A 17,416-nucleotide genomic window follows, 5' to 3' on the forward strand; every position below is an offset into this window, starting at 1 on the left:
CCTCGCGTCAGGGGGCTGATCAGTTCGGGCTGGTCGGCTGCCGGGTCAGGTCCACGGCCGGCAGCGACGGGAGCTTACCGAGGAGGGCCGACTCGTGGCGAAGGAGTTTCAGCTCCTGCGCGAGGCGGGCCGCGGTGTCCGGCGCCTCCAGCAGCCGCTGCTTGGCGGGCACGTCCAGCACGGCCGCCGCAGCGACGAGGTACGACAGCACCGACGGGTCGGCCGGCAGGTCCTGCCCGCTCGACAGCGTCCGCTCGTTCGCCCAGGCCAGCCGCTTCTGATACGTACGGAACGCGCGCACCACACCCGAGGCCAGCGCGCCCGCGCCCGCCCCCGGCTCCTCTTCCAGCTCCTCCAGCTCGGCCATCAGATACGGGCCGGAGGCGTCCACCGACAGCAGCCGGAAGCGGGTGGTGCCGGTCGCCAGCACCTCGTAGCCGGTGTCCTCGGCGGAGGACTTCTCCCTGATGGTGGCCGCGTCCGCGATGCAGCCGACGGCGTGGAACGCCTTCACCGGGTCGTCGCCGAAGCCCGCGGCGGGCCCCTGGGCGGTCGGCGCGGTGGCGTCCGGCATGCCCTGCGCGGTGGGCGCGACCTCCCGGCCGTCGCGGATGGCGACCACGGCGAACCGGTGGTCGTCGTCGGACGCCGCGCTCAGATCGCGCATCATCGCCCGGTACCGCGCCTCGAAGACGTTCAGCGGGAGCACGAGTCCCGGGAACAGCACCGAGTTCAGCGGGAAGAGGGGGAGGCGCAGGGAGGTCACAGCCCGCAAGCCTAGACGCTGCGCTTGGCTGCTTCCCACGTGGTTGGGTTTCTCGCCGTGCTTGTTGCTCGCCGTTGCGCCTGCGGCGGGCTGGGTGGTCTGTGGGTGCGGTGACGGACCTCCGGGGCCTGTTCTGTGGACTGCTTCGCTTTACGCTCCGCTGCGCTCCGCCTTCGCTCCTTATCGAGCCCTTGGAAGCGAAGCCCACAGAACAGGCCCCTCCGGCCCGTCCCCTCCCGTTGGGGAGAAAGTTGAAGGCCGGTGGGGGCGGGCGTCTTACGGACGCTCGCCCCCACCGGCCTTTGTCTATCCACTCACGGGAGGGGCTGGACCGGAGGACGAAGTCTGGAGGGCCGGCACCGCACCCGACCACCCACGCCCGCCGCAGGCGTAACGGCGAGAAACCACCACGGCGCCGCAGACAACAACGTGGGAACTACTGCCGCCGCAACAGGCGAGAGGCGCCCGCCGCCACCGTCGTGGCCAGTACCCAGCCCGCCATGATGAGGATGGCCGCCACCCATTGCGCGGTGCCGCCCGGTTTCCAGGCGGTGTCCTGGTTGAGGTCGATGACCGGCAGCAGCAGGTCCAGGGAGTAGAGGTACGGGTTCCACGGGGGTGCCTCGCCCACTTTGAGGGGTGGGGGTGGGGACGTGGAGAAGTAGAGCGTGCCGATGGCCCAGAGGATCGCCATCCACACCGCGGCCCGTCCGGGGCGGTAGCCGTACGCCACCGTCCAGTCCTGGAGGAAGCCCCACGCCTTCGCCGCGAGCGGCAGGGTCTCGCGGCGGCGCCGCTGCTTGGCCAGCAGCACCTCGCGGGCGTCGGAGTCCTCACCGCTGGCGCGCAGCGAGGTGGCCAGCATCTCGTAGGGCTCGGGCGCGTACTCGGGGGTCGCCGCGGCCACCCACTGGAGCCGCTGCGCGAGCGGGAAGTGACCGCGCGGGATGAGCGTCTCGTACGCGAAGCCGGCCATCCACAGCCCGCCGAGCCCCGGCCAGCTGGCCGACTTGTCGACGAGGTTGACGACCCGGGCGCCGGAGAGGATCACCCGGCCGCGCTGCGGCCGCTCGCCGAGGAAGCGCAGCTCGGGCGTCTGTATCCGGCGCAGCGACAGCTCCTGGTCGGACTCCATCACGAAGCGGGCGTGCTCCAGGTCGACGGCGTCGCCGAACCGCCCGTCGTCCAGCCGCATCCCGCCCTCGCACTCGAAGCGCTGCATCCGGGTGCCGCGCGAGGGCGTGGTGGAGATGCCGTACGGGGGAGTGACGGTGCTGGAGAAGGGGGAGTTCGCCAGGCCCGCGGCGGTGAGGTAGAGGGTGCGCTCGACGGTCAGCTGCGGGGCGTTCAGCGCCCGGCGGCCGAAGGGGTTGCTCAGGTGGCTGCCGCGCAGGCTCAGCGACACCCCGACGGTGGCGCCGCGCAGCGACAGCTCGCCGTACGACTCCAGCATCTCGGCCTGGAGGTCCTGGGCGACGGTCAGTCCGTCCGCCATGATTGACCGGCCCTGCCGGTCCTTGTGCACCACCGTCTGATTGAGCATCAGGTCGGTGCCGATGTGCGCGTCGGTGAGCCGGATGCCGGACTGCACCACGCAGCGCGGCAGATGGAGATCGCCCTCGGTGTGCAGGCGGGCCGCCTCCAGCCGCGGCAGCGCGCAGTTCACCATCCGCAGTGTGGTGAACCGGCTCTCCGGAAGCACCACCTCCGCCTCGAAGCGGCAGTCACGCAGTTCCACGAATGGCTTGATCGTGCCGCCCGCCACGTCCAGCGTGTCCGTGATGTACGCGCCGATCAGCTTGAGCGCCGACACCCGGCCCGGCTGCGCCGGCGGGCCGTCGAGCAGCAGCAGCGCCACCACCCGCGCCCGCACCCGCCGCTCGGGGCCCCACAGGTGCTGCCCGTGCGGATCGTCGCGGCCGGGGTCGCCGGTGTGCAGGTCGCAGGTGCTGCCGTTGCGGAATGCCTGCCACATGCTCCATTCCGCCGATGTCAGTCGCAGGTCGGCGGGCGCATCGCCGTCCCTGAGCTCCGTCACTGTGTCCCCCTTGCCGTCCCTCGGTGAGCCGGGGCGCGTGTCGCAACCTGTTCGGACGCACTTCGCGCGTGGTCTGCGCGCGAGCCGCGCACGTCCCTCAGGTCTCCCCGTACGCCGCTACGTGGCCCTTGCCCGCCCCGTGACTGCTTGAACACGCGTGGTCAGGGCCAACTCCGGTCAACTTCGCGGGGTCCGGTGACGGGCTGTCCGTACCCTGCGTCGCTGTGTATCACTGAGTGATACGGCCGCTCGGCGCCGGGAGCGGGTCTGAGACACTGGGGGCGTGATCTCCCGAATCGATCTGCGCGGTGCCGCCCTCCCCGAGGGTGGCGCCCTGCGAGACCTGCTGCCCCGTGCCGAGTTCGACGTGGAAGCCGCCCTGGAGAAGGTGCGGCCCATCTGCGAGGACGTACGCCATCGCGGCACCGCGGCGCTGATCGAGTACGCGCGGCGGTTCGACGGCGTCGAGATCGAGCGGGTGCGGGTGCCCGCCGAGGCCCTGCGCAGCGCCCTCGACGCGCTGGACCCGGCGGTGCGGGCCGCCCTGGAGGAGTCCATCCGGCGCGCCCGGATCGTCCACCGCGAGCAGCGCCGCACGGACGTCACCACCAAGGTCGTCCCCGGCGGCACGGTCACCGAGCGCTGGGTCCCGGTCGAGCGGGTGGGGCTGTACGTTCCCGGTGGCCGCTCGGTCTACCCCTCGTCCGTCGTCATGAACGTCGTCCCCGCCCAGGAGGCCGGCGTCGCCTCGCTCGCCGTCACCTCCCCGCCGCAGAAGGACTTCGGCGGCCTGCCGCACCCGACGATCCTGGCGACCTGCGCCCTGCTGGGCGTGGACGAGGTCTACGCCGCCGGCGGCGCCCAGGCCATCGCGATGTTCGCGTACGGCACCGACGAGTGCCTGCCCGCCAACCTCGTCACCGGCCCCGGCAACATCTACGTCGCCGCCGCCAAGCGCCTGCTCAAGGGCCGGATCGGCATCGACTCCGAGGCCGGGCCCACCGAGATCGCGATCCTCGCCGACGACACCGCCGACCCGGTGCACCTCGCCGCCGACCTGATCAGCCAGGCCGAGCACGACCCGATGGCCGCCGCGGTCCTGGTCACCGACTCCGTCGAGCTGGCCGAGAAGACCGAGAAGGAGCTGGAGCCGCAGATCGCGGCCACCCGGCACGTCGACGACCGGATCGTCCCGGCGCTGTCCGGCCGGCAGTCGGCCGTCGTCCTCGTCGACGGCATCGACGAGGGCCTTCGCGTGGTGGACGCGTACGGCGCCGAGCACCTGGAGATCCAGACCGCCGACGCCTCGGCCGTCGCCGCCCGGGTGCGCAACGCCGGCGCGGTCTTCGTCGGCCCGTACGCCCCGGTCTCGCTGGGCGACTACTGCGCGGGGTCCAACCACGTCCTGCCCACCGGTGGTTGCGCCTGCCACTCCTCCGGCCTGTCCGTGCAGTCCTTCCTGCGGGGCATCCATGTCGTCGACTACACCCGCGACGCGCTGGCCGAGGTCGCCCACCATGTGGTGACCCTCGCCGAGGCGGAGGACCTCCCGGCGCACGGCGCGGCGATCAAGGCAAGGTTCGACTGGAAGGTTCCCGGCAGCAAGTGACCGGTATCGACGATCTCCCCATCCGGGACGAGCTGCGCGGCAAGTCCCCGTACGGCGCCCCTCAGCTCGACGTGCCCGTACGCCTGAACACCAACGAGAACCCCTATCCGCTGCCCGAGCCGCTGGTCCGGCGGATCGCCGAGCGGGTCACCGAGGCGGCCCGCGAGCTCAACCGCTACCCCGACCGGGACGCGGTCGAGCTGCGCACCGAGCTGGCCCGCTACCTCAGCCGCACCGGTGGCCACACGGTCACCAAGGAGCAGGTCTGGGCGGCCAACGGCTCCAACGAGGTCATCCAGCAGCTGCTGCAGACCTTCGGCGGACCGGGCCGCACGGCCCTCGGCTTCGAGCCGTCGTACTCGATGCACGGGCTGATCTCGCGCGGCACGGGCACCGGCTGGATCTCCGGCCCGCGCAACGACGACTTCACCATCGACGTCGAGGCGGCGCGGGCGGCCATCGCCGCGCACCGCCCCGATGTGCTCTTCATCTGCTCGCCGAACAACCCCACCGGCACGGCCGTCGACGCGGACACGGTGCTCGCCCTGTACGAGGCCGCGCAGGCCGCCGGGCCCGGCCCCGCCGGGGCGCTGGTGGTGCTCGACGAGGCGTACGGCGAGTTCAGCCACCGCCCCTCGCTGCTGCCGCTGATCGAGGGCCGCCCCAACCTGGTGGTCTCCCGGACGATGTCCAAGGCGTTCGGCGCCGCCGGGCTGCGGCTGGGCTATCTCGCCGCCGACCCCGCCGTGGTCGACGCCGTCCAGCTCGTCCGGCTGCCGTACCACCTCTCGTCCGTCACCCAGGCCACCGCGCTGGCCGCGCTGGAGCACACCGATACCCTGCTGAAGTACGTCGAGCAGCTCAAGGCCGAGCGGGACCGCCTGGTCACCGAGCTGCGGACGATCGGCTGCGAGGTCACCCCCTCCGACGCCAACTTCGTGCAGTTCGGCCGCTTCGAGGACTCCCACGCCGCCTGGCAGGCGATCCTCGACCAGGGCGTGCTGGTCCGTGACAACGGCGTACCGGGCTGGCTGCGGGTCACCGCCGGCACCCCGGCCGAGAACGACGCGTTCCTCGACGCGGTTCGCACGCTGTTCAAAGAACGCAGCTTGAAGGAGAACGAGCGATGACCCGCGTAGGACGCGTGGAGCGCACAACGAAGGAAACGTCCGTGCTCGTCGAGATCGACCTCGACGGCAGGGGAGACGTCGACGTCGCGACAGGGGTCGGCTTCTACGACCACATGCTCGACCAGCTCGGCCGGCACGGCCTGTTCGACCTCAAGGTCAAGACGGACGGCGACCTGCACATCGACACCCACCACACCATCGAGGACACCGCCCTCGCGCTGGGTGCCGCCTTCAAGCAGGCGCTCGGCGACAAGACCGGCATCTACCGCTTCGGCAACTGCACCGTCCCGCTGGACGAGTCGCTCGCCCAGGTGACCGTCGACCTCTCCGGTCGCCCCTACCTGGTGCACACCGAGCCGGAGAACATGGCGCCGATGATCGGCACCTACGACACGACGATGACCCGGCACATCTTCGAGTCCTTCGTCGCGCAGGCCCAGATAGCGCTGCACATCCACGTCCCGTACGGGCGCAACGCCCACCACATCGTGGAGTGCCAGTTCAAGGCGCTGGCCCGGGCCCTGCGCTACGCCAGCGAGCGCGACCCCCGCGCCGCCGGCATCATCCCGTCCACGAAGGGCGCGCTGTGAGCGACGCACGCGCGGCCGCCGGGCCGCAGACGACCACGATGCCCGCACCTCTGCGCCGCGCAGGCGGAGATGGGGGTGCCCCCGGACGGAGTCTGGGGGAGAACCGGAGGGTGCTGTGAACGGCCTGTCGACCGTCTTTATCCTGCTCGGCCTCTTCCTCCTCGGCGGCGTCTACTCCTTCTGGAAGCAGCAGTTGCCCAAGAGCCTGCTCGTGCTGCTGTCCGTCGGCTCGGCGATGTGCCTGGCCGCCGGCGTGCTGCGGCTGGAGGTCTGGAATTGACCACCGCACCCCGTAAGAAGGTCGTCGTCCTCGACTACGGCTTCGGCAACGTCCGCTCCGCCGAGCGCGCCCTGGCGCACGTCGGCGCCGACGTGGAGATCACCCGCGACTTCGACCGGGCGATGGCCGCCGAGGGCCTGCTGGTCCCCGGCGTCGGAGCCTTCGCCGCCTGCATGCGCGGCCTGAAGGAGGCCCGCGGCGACTGGATCGTCGGCCGCCGGCTGGCCGGCGGCCGCCCGGTCATGGGCATCTGCGTCGGCATGCAGATCCTCTTCGGCCGGGGCATCGAGCACGGCGTGGAGACCGAGGGCCTCGACGAGTGGCCCGGCACGGTCGGCCCGCTCAAGGCGGACATCGTGCCGCACATGGGCTGGAACACCGTCGACGCCCCCGAGGGCTCCACGCTCTTCGCCGGCCTGCCCGCCGACGCCCGCTACTACTTCGTGCACTCCTACGCGGTGCACGACTGGGAGCTGGAGACCGGCAACCCGCACATGGCCCCGCCGAAGGTCACCTGGGCCACCCACGGCCGGCCGTTCGTGGCCGCGGTCGAGAACGGCCCGCTGTGGGCCACCCAGTTCCACCCCGAGAAGTCCGGCGACGCCGGCGCCCAGCTCCTGACCAACTGGATCAACACCCTGTGAGCCCCCTGATGCCGAAGCTCGAACTCCTCCCCGCCGTCGACGTCCGCGACGGCCAGGCCGTCCGCCTCGTCCACGGCGAGTCCGGCTCCGAGACCTCCTACGGCGACCCGCTGGAGGCGGCCCTGGCCTGGCAGCGGGCCGGCGCCGAGTGGCTGCACCTCGTCGACCTCGACGCCGCCTTCGGCACCGGCGACAACCGTGCGCAGATCGCCGAGGTCGCCCGGTCCATGGACATCAAGGTGGAGCTGTCCGGCGGCATCCGCGACGACGACACCCTCGCCGCCGCGCTCGCCACCGGCTGCCGCCGGGTCAACCTCGGCACCGCCGCGCTGGAGACCCCCGAGTGGGTCGCCAAGGTCATCGCCGAGCACGGCGACCAGATCGCGGTCGGCCTGGACGTGCGCGGCACGACGCTGCGCGGCCGCGGCTGGACCCGGGACGGCGGCGACCTCTACGAGACACTGGCCCGCCTGGACTCCGAGGGCTGCGCCCGCTACGTCGTCACCGACATCAACAAGGACGGCACCCTCCAGGGCCCCAACCTGGAGCTGCTCAGGAACGTCTGCGCCGCCACCGACCGCCCGGTCGTCGCCTCCGGCGGTGTCTCCTCGCTCGACGACCTGCGGGCGCTGGCCACGCTGGTGCCGGCGGGCGTCGAGGGCGCGATCGTCGGCAAGGCGCTCTACGCCAAGGCGTTCACGCTGGAAGAGGCGCTGGAAGCCGTCTCCTCATGAGCGGCGGCGTACGGCGCGTCACCTCCGCGGCGCCGCGGGCCGAGGATCCCTGGGCGGACGCCTTCGGCCGCTCCCGGGCGGTGGAACTCCCCAACGGCCTGGTGCTGGTCTCCGGTTGCGCCTCCGTCGTCGACGGACAGGTCGCCGACGGGGGCCCGTACGAGCAGGCGGTCACCGCCTTCGGCGTCGCGCTGGCGGTGCTGGAGGAGGTCGGCCTCGGCCGTGACGACGTCGTGCGCACCCGTATGTACCTGACCCACGCGCGGGACGTCGACGAGGTCGGGCGCGCCCACAAGGAGCTGTTCGACGCCGTCCGCCCCGCCGCATCCATGATCATCGTCTCCGGCTTCGTGGACCCGCGCCTGGTCGTCGAGGTAGAGGTCGAGGCGTACAGAAAGGCCCCCCAGTCATGACACTGGCCGTACGAGTCATCCCCTGCCTGGACGTCGACAACGGCCGGGTCGTCAAGGGCGTCAACTTCCAGAACCTGCGGGACGCGGGCGACCCCGTCGAGATGGCGAAGGTCTACGGGGACGAGGGCGCCGACGAGCTGACGTTCCTCGACATCACCGCCTCCTCCGGCAATCGCGAGACCACCTACGACGTGGTGCGCCGCACCGCCGAACAGGTCTTCATCCCGCTCACCGTCGGCGGCGGCGTGCGCACCCCCGAGGACGTCGACAAGCTGCTGCGGGCCGGTGCCGACAAGGTCGGCGTCAACACCGCGGCGATCGCCCGCCCCGAGGTGATCCGGGAGATCGCCGAGCGGTTCGGCAGCCAGGTCCTGGTCCTCTCCGTCGACGCCCGCCGCACCGACGCCGGGACCCCGTCCGGGTACGAGGTCACCACCCACGGCGGCCGCCGCGGCACCGGCATCGACGCCGTCGAATGGGCCCACCGCGCCGCCGAGCTGGGCGCCGGCGAGATCCTGCTGAACTCCATGGACGCCGACGGCACCAAGGACGGCTACGACGTCGCGATGATCGAGGCGGTGCGCAAGCACGTCACCATCCCGGTGATCGCCTCCGGCGGCGCCGGCAAGCTCGCCGACTTCGCCCCGGCGGTCGCCGCGGGCGCCGACGCGGTGCTGGCCGCCTCCGTCTTCCACTTCGGCGACCTGCGGATCTCCGAGGTCAAGGGCGCCCTGCGCGAGGCGGGGCACCCGGTCCGCTGACCGCGGCGCCCCGCCCGGCCGGGCCGCTCAGCGGCCCCGGCGGGCCGCCCGGACGAACTCGCGGTTCATCTTCGTGATGCTGAACAGCGGGATCCCCTTGGGGCAGGCGGTGGCGCACTCGCCGGCGAGGGTGCAGCCGCCGAAGCCCTCCTCGTCCATCTGCGTCACCATGCCGAGCACCCGGCTCTCGCGCTCGGGGGCGCCCTGCGGCAGCACGCCCAGGTGGTTGACCTTGGCGGAGGTGAAGAGCATCGCCGCCCCGTTGGGGCAGGCCGCCACGCACGCCCCGCAGCCGATGCACTCGGCGTGCTCGAAGGCGAAGTCCGCGTCGGGCTTGGGCACCGGCGTGGCGTGCGCCTCGGGGGCCGCTCCGGTGGGCGCGGTGATGTAGCCGCCGGCCTGGATGATCCGGTCGAAGGCGGAGCGGTCGACGACCAGGTCCTTGACGACGGGGAAGGCCGCGGCCCGCCAGGGCTCGACGTCGATGGTGTCGCCGTCCTCGAAGGACCGCATGTGCAGCTGGCAGGTGGTGGTCCGCTCGGGGCCGTGCGCCTCGCCGTTGATGACCAGCGAGCAGGCGCCGCAGATCCCCTCGCGGCAGTCGTGGTCGAAGGCGACCGGGTCCTCGCCCTTGAGGATCAGCTCCTCGTTGAGGGTGTCGAGCATCTCCAGGAAGGACATGTCGGAGGAGACGCCGTCCACCTCGTACGTGGACATGGCGCCTTCGGCGCCGGCGTTCTTCTGGCGCCAGACGCGCAGGGTGAGCCTCATGCGTAGCTCCGCTGGGTGGGGTGGACGTACTCGAAGACCAGGTCTTCCTTGTGCAGGACGGGGGAGGCGCCGGTGCCGGTGAACTCCCAGGCGGCGGCGTAGGAGAACTCCTCGTCCCGGCGGGCCGCCTCGCCGTCCGGCGTCTGGGACTCCTCGCGGAAGTGGCCGCCGCAGGACTCGTCGCGGTGCAGCGCGTCGAGGCACATCAGCTCGGCCAGCTCCAGGTAGTCGACGATGCGGTTGGCCTTCTCCAGGGACTGGTTGAACTCCTGGCCGGTGCCGGGCACCTTGATGCGGCGCCAGAACTCGTCCCGGATCTGCGGGATGCGGTCGAGCGCCTTGCGCAGGCCCGCGTCGCTGCGGGCCATCCCGCAGAACTCCCAGATCAGCGCGCCGAGTTCGCGGTGGAAGGAGTCCGGGGTGCGGTCCCCGTCGACGGCGAGCAGCAGGTTCAGCCGGTCCTCGGTCTCGGCCAGCACCTCCTGGACGACGGGGTGCCCGGCGGTGACCTCGTCCGTGTGCGGGTTCCGCGCCAGGTAGTCGTTGATCGTCGAGGGCAGGACGAAGTAGCCGTCGGCGAGGCCCTGCATCAGGGCGGAGGCGCCGAGGCGGTTGGCGCCGTGGTCGGAGAAGTTGGCCTCGCCGATCGCGAACAGGCCGGGGACGGTGGTCTGGAGGTCGTAGTCGACCCACAGTCCGCCCATCGTGTAATGCACGGCCGGGTAGATCCGCATCGGCACCTCGTACGGATCCTCGTCGGTGATCCGCTGGTACATGTCGAAGAGGTTGCCGTACTTCGCCTCGACGGCCTTGCGCCCCAGCCGCGCGAGGGCGTCGGCGAAGTCGAGGTACACGCCCTGGCCGCCCGGCCCCACGCCCCGGCCCTCGTCGCAGACGTTCTTCGCGGCGCGGGAGGCGATGTCGCGCGGGACCAGGTTGCCGAACGAGGGGTAGCTGCGCTCCAGGTAGTAGTCGCGCTCGTCCTCGGGGATCCGGTTCGGCGGCCGGGTGTCGCCCTTGGCCCTGGGCACCCAGATACGGCCGTCGTTGCGCAGCGACTCGCTCATCAGCGTCAGCTTCGACTGGTGGTCGCCGGTGCGCGGGATGCAGGTCGGGTGGATCTGGGTGAAGCAGGGGTTGGCGAACCAGGCGCCGCGGCGGTGCGCCCGCCAGACGGCGGTGGCGTTGGAGTTCATGGCGTTCGTCGACAGGTAGAAGACGTTGCCGTAGCCGCCGGAGGCGAGGACGACGGCGTCGGCGAAGTACGTGTCGATGCGGCCGGTGATCAGATCCCGGGCCACGATGCCGCGCGCCCGGCCGTCCACCACGATCAGGTCCAGCATCTCGGTGCGCGGATGCATCTCGACGTTCCCGGCGGCGATCTGCCGGGACAGCGCCTGATAGGCGCCGAGCAGCAGCTGCTGTCCCGTCTGGCCGCGGGCGTAGAAGGTACGGGAGACCTGGACGCCGCCGAAGGAGCGGGTGTCGAGCAGACCGCCGTACTCGCGGGCGAACGGCACGCCCTGGGCCACGCACTGGTCGATGATCTCGACGGAGATCTGCGCCAGCCGGTGGACGTTGGACTCCCGGGCGCGGAAGTCGCCGCCCTTGACGGTGTCGTAGAACAGCCGGTGGATCGAGTCGCCGTCGTTGCGGTAGTTCTTCGCGGCGTTGATGCCGCCCTGCGCGGCGATCGAGTGGGCCCGGCGCGGCGAGTCCTGATAGCAGAACTGGACCACGTGGTAGCCCTGTTCGGCGAGGGTGGCGCCGGCCGCGCCGCCCGCGAGGCCGGTGCCGACGACGATGACGGTGTGCTTGCGGCGGTTGGCCGGGTTGACCAGTTCGGCCTCGAAGCGGCGGGTGTCCCAGCGCTCGTGGATCGGCCCGGAAGGCGCCTTGCGGTCGACGGCCGGGTCCCCGGTCGCGAAGTCGGTGTAGGTCATGGTCAGCTCACCACTCCGGTCATGACGGCGACGGGTACGGAGACGAAGCCCACGGTCAGCACCAGCGCGAGGGCGTTGGCGGTGGTCTTCAGGGCGCGGTCGCGGGCACGGCTGCCGACGCCGAGGGTCTGGGCGGCGCTCCAGAAGCCGTGCCGGATGTGCAGGCCCAGCGCGAGCATCGCCACGAGGTAGATCACGTTGCCGTACCAGGTGGAGAAGGTGTCCACCACGTTCTGGTACGGGTGGCCCGGCCGGAAGCCGGCGTGCACGGTGCCGGTCGTCAGGTCGAGCAGGTGCCAGACGAGGAACAGGCCGAGGATGATCCCGCCCCAGCGCATGGTCCGCGTGGCGTAGCTCGACCGTGGCTTCCTGTGCAGGTATTTGCCGGGCCGCGCCTTGATGTCACGGCGGCTGAGCTGGTACGCGGACGTGGCGTGCGCGACGACGGCGGCGAGCAGGACCACGCGGACGAGCCAGAGCGTCCACTCCTCGTGCATGAACGGCTCGCCGACCACCCGCAGCCAGTGCGCGTAGTGGTTGAACTCGGCCGCCCCGAAGAAGATCTTCAGGTTGCCGATCATGTGGACGACCAGGTAGAGCAGCATGATCAGGCCGCTCACGGCCATCACCGTCTTCTTGCCGACGGTCGAGCCCCAGAGCGTGGCTGCGAAGGACGGCCGTCGGCCCGTCCGTGTGTCCAGTGCCATGGGTCCCGACGGTAAGGAGCCCACCCGCCATCAGTCCAAGACATGGTACGGCTCATCTCCATAGGCTCCGCCTATCGGTGCCGTACAGTCCCCCCATGCAGCTGCAGCAGCTCCGCTACTTCACCGCCGTCGCCGACACCCGCCACTTCACCCGCGCCGCCGAGCGCGAACACGTCGCCCAGCCCTCCCTCTCCCAGCAGATCCGTTCCCTGGAAAGGGAGTTGGGCGCCGAGCTGTTCCACCGCGCCCGCGGTCACATCACCCTCACCGACGCCGGCGAGACGCTGCTGCCGTTCGCCCGGCGGATCCTCGCCGACACCGAGACCGCCCGCCGAGAGGTCCAGGAGGTCGCCCAGCTGCGCCGCGGCCGGCTCCGGCTCGGCGCCCCGCCCAGCCTCTGCGCCAGCCTCGTCCCCGACGTCCTGAGCGCCTTCCACGCCACCTACCCGGGCGTCGACCTGCTCGTCACCGAGGACGGCTCGCAGGACCTCGTCCGCGCACTGGCCGACGGCGCACTCGACCTGGCCCTGATCATCACCCCGCTCCCGGTCCAGGCCCCCGCGCTGGCCACCTCCGACCTGCTGCGCGAGGAGCTGGTCGTGGTCTCGGCGCCGGACCGCCCCGCCCCGGTCGGCGGCCGCCGCACCCGCATCCGGGTCGCGGACCTCCGCGACCGCCCGCTCGCCATGTTCCGCCGCGGCTACGACCTGCGGGAATTCACCACCGCGGCGTGCCGCGCGGCCGGCTTCGAACCCACCTTCACCGTCGAGGGCGGCGAGATGGACGCCGTCCTCGGCTTCGTACGCGCCGGACTCGGCATCGCCGTCGTCCCCAGCATGGTCGCCGAGCGCTCCGGGCTGCGCGTCACCCGTTTCGCCACCCCCGGTATGCATCGCGTCATCTCCGTCGCCCACCGGGGCGACGTCTCCCCGCCCCGCGCCGCCCGCGAACTGGAGCGCATCCTCAAGGAGCACCTGGCCCCGGGGGCGTCCTGACCCCCGGGTGGCCCCGCGTGGTGCCGTGGCGGGGCGTCCCGGCCGGTCGTAGGCTGGCTGCATGTCGACCCATGCCAAGCGCGAACGGCTGCTGCTCGCCGACCTGTTGGAGAGCGCGGGCCCCGACGCGCCGACCCTGTGCGAGAACTGGACCACGCGGGAGCTGGCCGCCCATCTGGTGGTCCGCGAGCGGCGCCCCGACGCGGCCGGCGGAATCCTCGTCAAGCCGCTGGCGGCCCGCCTGGAACGGGTGCAGGCCGAATTCGCGGCCCGGCCGTACGAGGAGCTGCTCCGGCTCATCAGGACCGGCCCGCCGCGGCTCTCGCCGTTCGCCCTGAAGCCCATCGACGAGGCGTCCAACACCGTCGAGTTCTACGTCCACGCCGAGGACGTCCGGCGGGCGCAGCCGGACTGGGCGCCGCGCGAGCCGGATCCGGTCTTCGCCGACGCGCTGTGGTCGCGGATCGAGCGGATGGCCCGGGTGCTCGGACGCAAGTCCCCGGTCGGCCTGGTGCTGCGCCGGCCGGACGGCCGCACGGCGGTCGCGCACCGCGGCACCCCGGTGGTCACGGTCGTCGGGGAACCGGGCGAGCTGACCCTGTTCGCCTTCGGCCGGCAGGACGCCGCCCACGTGGAGCTGGACGGCGACAAGGACGCCGTCGCGCGGCTGATGACGGCGCAGCTCGGCGTGTGAGCCCGGCCGGGACGGGCCGCCGCGCCTGCTAGCGGCCCAGCATCACCACCGCGAGGACCACGCCCACCACCACTGCCGCCACGAACACCGCGCCCAGCACCCGCGCCGCCACCCGCGCGGCGCGGTCCGGGTCCGGCGGCGGTGGCACGGGCGGCTGCTGAGGATGCATGTCTGCAGGATGCCGCACGGCACAATGGACCCATGACCAGCAGCCGCTCCACCGCCGCCAGCTCCCTGGATCCCGCCGTCGCCGCCCGCCTCAAGCGCGGCGCCGACGGCCTGGTCCCCGCCATCGCCCAGCAGTACGACACCGGCGAGGTGCTGATGATGGGCTGGATGGACGACGAGGCGCTGCACCGCACCCTCACCACCGGCCGCTGCACGTACTGGAGCCGCAGCCGCCAGGAGTACTGGGTCAAGGGCGACACCTCGGGACACTTCCAGTACGTCAAGTCCGTGGCGCTGGACTGCGACGCCGACACCGTCCTGGTCAAGGTCGACCAGGTCGGCGCCGCCTGCCACACCGGCGACCGCACCTGCTTCGACGCGGACGTCCTGGCGACCGAGGACCACCGAGGCCAGTAGGCTCCGCTGCCATGACCACGGGAACCACCGGCACCGCCACTCCGGACCTCGACACCTTCCGCACCCTCGCCAAGGACCGGCGGGTCATCCCCGTCACCCGGCGCCTGCTCGCGGACGGCGACACACCGGTCGGGCTCTACCGCAAACTCGCCGCCGAGCGCCCCGGCACCTTCCTTCTCGAATCCGCCGAGAACGGCCGGACGTGGTCGCGGTACTCCTTCATCGGCGTCCGCAGCGCCGCCACCCTCACCACCCGCGACGGCCAGGCCCACTGGCTCGGCACCCCGCCGGTCGGCGTGCCCACCGACGGCGACCCGCTCGCCGCGCTCCGCGCCACCGTCGAGGCGCTGCACACCCCCCGCGACCTCATCGAGGGGGCGGGGCTGCCGCCGTTCACCGGCGGCATGGTCGGCTACCTCGGCTACGACATCGTGCGCCGCCTGGAGAAGATCGGCGAGCAGACCACCGACGACCTCCGGCTGCCCGAGCTGACCATGCTGCTCACCTCCGACCTCGCGGTCCTCGACCACTGGAGCGGCACGGTCCTGCTGATCGCCAACGCGATCAACCACAACGACCTCGACACCGGCATCGACGAGGCGTACGCGGACGCGGTGGCCCGCCTCGACGCCATGGCCGACGACCTCTCCCGGCCCGCGCCGCCCAGCGCCGCCGCCCTCCCGCCGTCCGAGGTCCCCCCGTACACCGCCGAGTGGGGCGACGCCGCCTTCCGGGAGGCCGTCGAGGACATCAAGGAGCGCATCCGGGCCGGCGAGGCGTTCCAGGTGGTGCCCTCCCAGCGCTTCGAAACCCCGTGCACGGCAAGCGCGTTGGACGTCTACCGCGTGCTGCGGGCCACCAACCCCAGCCCGTACATGTACCTCTTCCGCTTCGCGGGCGACGAGGCCGCCGGCCGGGCCCCGTTCGACGTGGTGGGCTCCAGCCCCGAGGCGCTGGTGAAGGTCGAGGACGGCCGGGCCATGGTGCACCCCATCGCCGGTACCCGCCCGCGAGGCGCGACGGTCCAGGAGGACCAGGCCCTCGCCGACGAGCTGATGGCCGACCCCAAGGAACGCGCCGAGCACCTGATGCTGGTCGACCTGGGCCGCAACGACCTGGGCCGGGTCTGCGAGCCGGGCAGCGTCGAGGTCGTCGACTTCATGTCCGTCGAGCGCTACAGCCACGTGATGCACATCGTCTCCACCGTCACCGGCCGGGTGGCGGCGGACCGCACCGCCTTCGACGTGCTCACCGCCTGCTTCCCCGCCGGCACCCTCTCCGGCGCCCCCAAGCCCCGCGCCCTGCAGATCATCGAGGAACTGGAGCCGACCCGGCGCGGCCTGTACGGCGGCTGCGTGGGCTACCTCGACTTCGCCGGCGACTCCGACACCGCCATCGCCATCCGCACCGCCCTGCTGCGCGACGGCACCGCCTACGTCCAGGCCGGCGCCGGCATCGTCGCCGACTCCGACCCGGTGGCCGAGGACACCGAGTGCCGCAACAAGGCGGCCGCGGTCCTCCGTGCCGTCCACACTGCCAACCACCTGGGCAGGTAACCGCCCGCCCCCGGGGTGCCACCCCCGCGCGCCGGGCCCCGCGGGCCGGTGCGCGATAGTGGTACGCGTGAGTGCCGCACCCCAGACCCGTACCGACCCCGAGCCCTCGGACGAGACCGAGCTCCCGGACGGCGCCGCGCCCCCGGGCGGCGACGCCGCCGAGGACGCGCCGGCCGGGCCCGCGCGCGGCGCGGACCGCGGCGCGCGCCGCAGCCTCGCCCTGGCCCTGCTGGCCGGCGCGGCCGGCGCGGGCCTCGCGCTGCTGGCCTCCGGCCGCATCTGGGCCCGCGGCTCCGCCCAGCTCGCCCAGGGCGAACTGCCGCGCAGCGTGACCGGCGCCGACGTGACCGGTGTACCCGGCGCCCTGGCCGTGGTCGGCCTGGCCGCGCTGGTCGCCGTCTTCGCGGTGCGCCGGGCCGGCCGGACCGCCGTCGCCGCCCTCCTCGCGCTCAGCGGCACCGGGATCGTGGCCGCCGCGCTGCTGGGGAACGCCGACACCTCCGCACTGCGCGAGAAGGCCGCCACCGCGGTCGGACTGGCCGGCGCCGATGTGCATCACGTCACGCACACCGGCTGGCCGTGGGTGGCCGCCGCCGGCGGCCTGCTGCTGCTGATCGCCGGGCTGCTGGCACTGGTCCGCGGACGCCACTGGCCTGCTATGTCGGGCCGATACGAGCGCACGCCCGGCGGCGCCCGCGGCCCGCGGCGCACCCCGCCGGCGCCCGATCTGGACCGCCCCGAGGAGATCTGGAAGTCCCTGGACCGCGGCGAGGACCCCACCCGGTAAAAGAGCCGCGCGCGGCATCGGTGACAATGGACGCCGAGGATCACCGCGCGCCCGACCCGACGCGCGAGAGCAACGAGGAGCACACATGTCGAGCAGTGGCCACGGACACACCCCCGCCGCCTGGACCGGCGTCATCATCTCGTTCATCGGCTTCTGTGTGGCCGGCGCCTTCATCGTGCTGGACAGCGTGCCCGGCTTCTGGGCCGGCATCGTGCTGATCGGCCTCGGCGCCGTGGCGGGTGGCCTGATGCGCGCGGCCGGCCTGGGCCAGGAGCCCAAGCGCTCGGCGGCGAAGCTCGCGGCCCAGGCGCAGCCCCAGGAAGGCTGAGCCCCCGCTCCCGCGGCACCGCACACCGGCTGCCGCCCCCCTGACTGACCCCGAAGGCGCCGCTTCCCGGCCCGTACGCACCCCC

At 72.5% G+C, this 17,416-nt stretch carries 20 protein-coding genes; 14 read left to right on the forward strand and 6 right to left on the reverse strand.

Annotated features, from left to right (window positions below; translation table 11 throughout):
- Positions 1-19 precede the first annotated feature (19 nt).
- Complete coding sequence (locus OO62_RS22700) at positions 20-766, reverse strand: LON peptidase substrate-binding domain-containing protein (RefSeq protein WP_033269384.1); 747 nt, start codon at positions 764-766, stop codon at positions 20-22.
- Positions 767-1,202: 436 nt separating this feature from the next.
- Positions 1,203-2,804: a hypothetical protein gene (locus OO62_RS22705; RefSeq protein ID WP_033269385.1), complete on the reverse strand. Its 1,602-nt coding sequence runs from the start codon at positions 2,802-2,804 to the stop codon at positions 1,203-1,205.
- Between the two features lie 283 nt (positions 2,805-3,087).
- Here OO62_RS22705 and hisD point away from each other — a divergent pair, with 283 nt between their 5' ends.
- From hisD to hisF, 8 genes are all read left to right on the forward strand, one after another.
- On the forward strand, positions 3,088-4,413 hold the full coding sequence (gene hisD, locus OO62_RS22710) for a histidinol dehydrogenase (RefSeq protein ID WP_033269386.1): 1,326 nt from the start codon (positions 3,088-3,090) through the stop codon (positions 4,411-4,413).
- Positions 4,410-5,543, forward strand: a complete 1,134-nt coding sequence (locus tag OO62_RS22715) for a histidinol-phosphate transaminase (RefSeq protein ID WP_033269387.1) — start codon at positions 4,410-4,412, stop codon at positions 5,541-5,543. The genes hisD and OO62_RS22715 overlap by 4 nt, the downstream gene beginning before the upstream one ends.
- Positions 5,540-6,133, forward strand: coding sequence for an imidazoleglycerol-phosphate dehydratase HisB (hisB, locus tag OO62_RS22720; protein ID WP_033269388.1), 594 nt, complete (start codon positions 5,540-5,542; stop codon positions 6,131-6,133). The genes OO62_RS22715 and hisB overlap by 4 nt, the downstream gene beginning before the upstream one ends.
- Positions 6,134-6,248: 115 nt before the next feature.
- The gene (locus OO62_RS40020; RefSeq protein WP_033269389.1) at positions 6,249-6,413 is read left to right on the forward strand and encodes a hypothetical protein; all 165 of its coding nucleotides are present in this window, start codon (positions 6,249-6,251) and stop codon (positions 6,411-6,413) included.
- Positions 6,404-7,057 carry an imidazole glycerol phosphate synthase subunit HisH gene (gene hisH / locus OO62_RS22730; protein ID WP_033269437.1) on the forward strand — a complete coding sequence of 218 codons (654 nt, stop codon included), beginning with the start codon at positions 6,404-6,406 and terminating at the stop codon, positions 7,055-7,057. Before OO62_RS40020 ends, hisH begins: the two co-directional genes overlap by 10 nt.
- A gap of 8 nt (positions 7,058-7,065) precedes the next feature.
- On the forward strand, positions 7,066-7,791 hold the full coding sequence (gene priA, locus OO62_RS22735; protein ID WP_033269438.1) for a bifunctional 1-(5-phosphoribosyl)-5-((5-phosphoribosylamino)methylideneamino)imidazole-4-carboxamide isomerase/phosphoribosylanthranilate isomerase PriA: 726 nt from the start codon (positions 7,066-7,068) through the stop codon (positions 7,789-7,791).
- Entirely contained in the window at positions 7,788-8,204 is a 417-nt protein-coding gene (locus tag OO62_RS22740; protein ID WP_033269390.1) for a Rid family hydrolase, read from the forward strand. Before priA ends, OO62_RS22740 begins: the two co-directional genes overlap by 4 nt.
- On the forward strand, positions 8,201-8,965 hold the full coding sequence (gene hisF / locus OO62_RS22745; protein WP_033269391.1) for an imidazole glycerol phosphate synthase subunit HisF: 765 nt from the start codon (positions 8,201-8,203) through the stop codon (positions 8,963-8,965). Before OO62_RS22740 ends, hisF begins: the two co-directional genes overlap by 4 nt.
- A 27-nt stretch (positions 8,966-8,992) precedes the next feature.
- Here hisF and OO62_RS22750 read toward each other — a convergent pair whose 3' ends face one another.
- The 3 genes from OO62_RS22750 to OO62_RS22760 are packed head-to-tail and all read right to left on the reverse strand — an operon-like array spanning position 8,993 to position 12,386.
- Positions 8,993-9,736 (reverse strand): succinate dehydrogenase/fumarate reductase iron-sulfur subunit, encoded by a 744-nt coding sequence (locus tag OO62_RS22750; protein WP_033269392.1) that lies wholly within the window; start codon positions 9,734-9,736, stop codon positions 8,993-8,995.
- Positions 9,733-11,679, reverse strand: coding sequence for a fumarate reductase/succinate dehydrogenase flavoprotein subunit (locus OO62_RS22755; RefSeq protein ID WP_033269393.1), 1,947 nt, complete (start codon positions 11,677-11,679; stop codon positions 9,733-9,735). The genes OO62_RS22750 and OO62_RS22755 overlap by 4 nt, the downstream gene beginning before the upstream one ends.
- Positions 11,680-11,681: 2 nt before the next feature.
- A complete protein-coding gene (locus tag OO62_RS22760; RefSeq protein ID WP_033269394.1) occupies positions 11,682-12,386 on the reverse strand; it encodes a succinate dehydrogenase in 705 nt (234 codons plus the stop codon).
- 95 nt (positions 12,387-12,481) lie between these two features.
- Here OO62_RS22760 and OO62_RS22765 point away from each other — a divergent pair, with 95 nt between their 5' ends.
- Positions 12,482-13,381, forward strand: coding sequence for a LysR family transcriptional regulator (locus OO62_RS22765; protein WP_033269395.1), 900 nt, complete (start codon positions 12,482-12,484; stop codon positions 13,379-13,381).
- Positions 13,382-13,442: 61 nt separating this feature from the next.
- Positions 13,443-14,075: a TIGR03085 family metal-binding protein gene (locus OO62_RS22770; protein WP_033269396.1), complete on the forward strand. Its 633-nt coding sequence runs from the start codon at positions 13,443-13,445 to the stop codon at positions 14,073-14,075.
- A 28-nt stretch (positions 14,076-14,103) separates the two neighbouring features.
- Here the strand turns inward: OO62_RS22770 and OO62_RS39685 are convergent, their stop codons facing one another.
- Positions 14,104-14,244: a hypothetical protein gene (locus OO62_RS39685; RefSeq protein ID WP_157850164.1), complete on the reverse strand. Its 141-nt coding sequence runs from the start codon at positions 14,242-14,244 to the stop codon at positions 14,104-14,106.
- 32 nt (positions 14,245-14,276) lie between these two features.
- On the opposite strand from OO62_RS39685, the gene hisI reads away from it, so the two are divergent.
- The 4 genes from hisI to OO62_RS22790 all read left to right on the forward strand — a co-directional run bounded on the left by hisI (position 14,277) and on the right by OO62_RS22790 (position 17,331).
- Positions 14,277-14,660 (forward strand): phosphoribosyl-AMP cyclohydrolase, encoded by a 384-nt coding sequence (hisI, locus tag OO62_RS22775; RefSeq protein WP_033269397.1) that lies wholly within the window; start codon positions 14,277-14,279, stop codon positions 14,658-14,660.
- Positions 14,661-14,671: 11 nt separating this feature from the next.
- Positions 14,672-16,216: an anthranilate synthase component I gene (locus OO62_RS22780; protein ID WP_033269398.1), complete on the forward strand. Its 1,545-nt coding sequence runs from the start codon at positions 14,672-14,674 to the stop codon at positions 16,214-16,216.
- 67 nt (positions 16,217-16,283) lie between these two features.
- Positions 16,284-17,003, forward strand: coding sequence for a TIGR02234 family membrane protein (locus OO62_RS22785; protein WP_033269399.1), 720 nt, complete (start codon positions 16,284-16,286; stop codon positions 17,001-17,003).
- Positions 17,004-17,088: 85 nt separating this feature from the next.
- Positions 17,089-17,331 carry an HGxxPAAW family protein gene (locus OO62_RS22790; protein WP_033269400.1) on the forward strand — a complete coding sequence of 81 codons (243 nt, stop codon included), beginning with the start codon at positions 17,089-17,091 and terminating at the stop codon, positions 17,329-17,331.
- The last annotated feature ends 85 nt before the right edge of the window (positions 17,332-17,416 follow it).

The sequence above is a fragment of the Streptomyces lydicus genome (assembly GCF_000717345.1).
Classification (GTDB): domain Bacteria; phylum Actinomycetota; class Actinomycetes; order Streptomycetales; family Streptomycetaceae; genus Streptomyces; species Streptomyces lydicus.

Excerpts from the sequence above, each read along its gene's own strand:
- hisB (WP_033269388.1), top strand. The coding sequence starts at position 5,540 with ATGACCCGCGTAGGACGCGTGGAGCGCACAACGAAGGAAACGTCCGTG.
- priA (WP_033269438.1), top strand. The coding sequence starts at position 7,066 with ATGCCGAAGCTCGAACTCCTCCCCGCCGTCGACGTCCGCGACGGCCAG.
- OO62_RS22740 (WP_033269390.1), top strand. The coding sequence starts at position 7,788 with ATGAGCGGCGGCGTACGGCGCGTCACCTCCGCGGCGCCGCGGGCCGAG.
- hisF (WP_033269391.1), top strand. The coding sequence starts at position 8,201 with ATGACACTGGCCGTACGAGTCATCCCCTGCCTGGACGTCGACAACGGC.
- OO62_RS22750 (WP_033269392.1), bottom strand. The coding sequence starts at position 9,736 with ATGAGGCTCACCCTGCGCGTCTGGCGCCAGAAGAACGCCGGCGCCGAA.
- OO62_RS22755 (WP_033269393.1), bottom strand. The coding sequence starts at position 11,679 with ATGACCTACACCGACTTCGCGACCGGGGACCCGGCCGTCGACCGCAAG.
- OO62_RS22760 (WP_033269394.1), bottom strand. The coding sequence starts at position 12,386 with ATGGCACTGGACACACGGACGGGCCGACGGCCGTCCTTCGCAGCCACG.
- OO62_RS22765 (WP_033269395.1), top strand. The coding sequence starts at position 12,482 with ATGCAGCTGCAGCAGCTCCGCTACTTCACCGCCGTCGCCGACACCCGC.
- OO62_RS22770 (WP_033269396.1), top strand. The coding sequence starts at position 13,443 with ATGTCGACCCATGCCAAGCGCGAACGGCTGCTGCTCGCCGACCTGTTG.
- OO62_RS39685 (WP_157850164.1), bottom strand. The coding sequence starts at position 14,244 with ATGCATCCTCAGCAGCCGCCCGTGCCACCGCCGCCGGACCCGGACCGC.
- hisI (WP_033269397.1), top strand. The coding sequence starts at position 14,277 with ATGACCAGCAGCCGCTCCACCGCCGCCAGCTCCCTGGATCCCGCCGTC.
- OO62_RS22780 (WP_033269398.1), top strand. The coding sequence starts at position 14,672 with ATGACCACGGGAACCACCGGCACCGCCACTCCGGACCTCGACACCTTC.
- OO62_RS22790 (WP_033269400.1), top strand. The coding sequence starts at position 17,089 with ATGTCGAGCAGTGGCCACGGACACACCCCCGCCGCCTGGACCGGCGTC.